Annotated in this window: 1 protein-coding gene and 1 pseudogene; one reads left to right on the forward strand and one right to left on the reverse strand. The window is 73.9% G+C overall.

The features are described 5' to 3' along the window. Positions 1-722: pseudogene (locus tag ACK5IN_RS02980) on the reverse strand (hypothetical protein); the annotation flags it as partial. Positions 723-842: 120 nt separating this feature from the next. Between ACK5IN_RS02980 and ACK5IN_RS02985 the strand changes: the two are divergent. Beyond that, positions 843-2,146, forward strand: a 1,304-nt coding sequence (locus tag ACK5IN_RS02985) for a DUF6049 family protein (protein ID WP_416894735.1), incomplete at its 3' end; no start/stop codon positions are given.

The raw sequence follows: 2,146 nt of genomic DNA on the forward strand, positions 1-2,146 counted from the left end.
CCTTTCCGAAAACTCCTGTTCTGGGGAGCACAGGACGATGTCGCCCCCGAACACCCTGTCTCGGCCAGAACAGGAGTTTTCGGTGCGGAGGTGGGGGGTGCGGAGGTGGAGGGTGCGGGGGTGGGGGGCGAAGCGGCAGTCGGTGAGACAGTCAGGGGTGAAGGGGCCGGGGGGTGCAGGGCGCGCAGCGCCTGGATGCCGCATCCCGTCCCGACGTCGAGCACCCGCCGCGCCGGTGTCGGCAGCTGCAGCGCAGCCAGCGTGAGCGACGCACCGCCGACGCCGAGCACGTGGTCCTCGGGCAGCGGCCCGCCCAGCGCCAGCTCGTCGAGGTCGCTGGCGATCCACCAGTCGACCGTTCCCGCCTCGTCGCCGAACGACTGCGGCCGAACCAGCGCCGCGGGCACGACCTCGGCACCCGACACATCGACGAGCCCCAGCGCCGTGAGCCCGTCGACTCCGCACGCCGGAACCGCCGCCGCCACGTCGGTCAGCGGCTGCGGCACCCCGAGCACGAACAGTCGCCCGAGCACGGCGAGCGGGTCGCGTCGCCCCTCGAGCGCCCGCAGCGCCGGACCGCGCAGCTCGCGCACGATGGCATCGTCGGCGCGCGCACCCCAGGCAGCGCGAAGAGTGGATGCCACGAACTCGGCGCCGCGCAGATCGGCGGCGAGCGCACGGCAACGCTCCGGGTCGGGCTCGGGCAGCACACGCACGCTCACCGTCCCATTCAACCGCCTGCCTGCACGGGTGCACAGGCGGCACTCGTTAGAATCGGGCCGCCAGACAAAGCGCCCCAGACCGTGCGGTCGTGAATCGCACTCGAGCAGAACGCACATGAAGTGACCTCCCCCGCCTCGGGCATGACCGCACGCCTCCGCATCGTCGCGCGTGCCGTCGCCGCAGCGCTGCTGGCCGTCGGCGTGACGCTCAGCCCGGCCAACGCAGCCAGCCCGGCCAGCGCAGCCGCGGCCCCAGAGCCGTCGCCGGGCCCGGTCGCCCCCCGCGGCGCGCACTTCACCCTGTCGCCGGTCGGCAACGGCGTGGTGATCGAGGGCGGGCAGCTCACCGCGTCGCTCACGGTCACCAACGATACGTCGGTGCCGGTGCCGGCGGGCACCTTCGTCTTCGAAGTCGGCGACACCGCGATCACCGACCGCACGATGCTCGAACGATGGCTGGCCGGTGAAACCACGGGAGTGTCGACGAATCCCGTCGCCGAGTTGCCGGCCGCCGCTCTCGAGGCGACGAGCTCGGCGACCGAGGCGGTCGTCGTCGCGGCGGACGACCCCGTGCTGCAAGGCCGCGATCCCGGCGTGTACCCGCTGCGGGCGCGCTACCAGCGACCGGGCGGCGAGGTCGTGTCGACGAGCGTGATGATCGTCCCCCGCGAGTCCGGGACCACGACGCCCGTGGGCGTGTTCGTGCCGATCACCGCCGGCGCCCACACCGCCGGGGTGCTCACCGCCGACGAGCTCTCGGCGCTCACCGCGCCCGACGGCTCACTCACCGAGCAGCTCGCCGCCGTGTCGGGCACAGACGCGGTGCTCGCGGTCGACCCGGCGATCGCCGCATCGATCCGGGTGCTGGGCACGGCCGCACCCGAGTCGGCGGTCGCGTGGTTGTTGAGCCTCGAGGCACTGCCCAACACCCGTTTCGCGCTGCAGTACGGCGATGCCGACGTCGCGACGCAGGTGGCCGCAGGCGTCGACGCCCCGCTGCAGCCCCTCTCGCTGCAGAGCTATCTGCGGGCGACCGACTCCCCCGAGGTCACCCCGTCGCCCGAGCCGTCGGCAACGGAGCCGCCCCCGGACCCGACGCTTCCCGGCCTCGAGGCCCTGCTCGACATCGGCGCCGCCCGCAGCGACCTGTACTGGCCCGAGGGGTCGTTCGTCGACCAGTCGGTCGTCGAATCGCTCGGCTCGCCGAAGGGCGGGCCGGCCGGCATCACGATCGTCCCGTCGTCGGCGGTCGGCACCGGCACGGGAGCGCGCGTCGCCGTCGGTGGGACGGGCGCCGCAGCCCTCGCCTACGACACGGCGGTGTCGACCGCCCTCAGCGCGGCCGCCGCCACCGACGAGAACGTGCTGCGCGGGCACCACCTCGCCGCAGCGACCGCGTTGCTCGAGCTGGTCACGCGGGGGGC

The sequence above is a fragment of the Microbacterium sp. genome, from assembly GCF_047971895.1.
In the GTDB taxonomy this organism is placed as follows: Bacteria; Actinomycetota; Actinomycetes; order Actinomycetales; family Microbacteriaceae; genus Microbacterium.